The 273-nt window shown below is 52.4% G+C and carries 1 protein-coding gene; it reads right to left on the minus strand.

Annotated elements, in window-relative coordinates:
* The coding region (locus MFF64_RS36865; protein WP_438823125.1) for an LpxL/LpxP family acyltransferase at positions 1-273 on the minus strand (273 nt) is incomplete at both ends.

Raw genomic sequence — 273 nt, forward strand, 5'->3', positions numbered from 1 at the left:
ATAGGTAGCCATCATTGGTTGGCACAGTCCCATCACGCGGCCGCCCAGTTCCAGCGACATAAAATGGACGCCGACAACCATTACGCCGCGATTTTGCATTTGTGCGCGTTTAAGGTTATCCAACCCTTCAACATCAAACCATTTACGTACGCGACTGTCGGGCCAGAACCATGCCATGCCGGTTTCTACCAGCGCCATGCCGAGTGAACGAAAGTTTTCGGCAATCATCTTCTCGCGTTCTTCCGCAGAATGCTGCGGGAAACAAAGTTCCAG

The organism is Methylobacterium frigidaeris, from assembly GCF_022179185.1.
GTDB classification, from domain to species: Bacteria; Pseudomonadota; Alphaproteobacteria; order Rhizobiales; family Beijerinckiaceae; genus Methylobacterium; species Methylobacterium frigidaeris.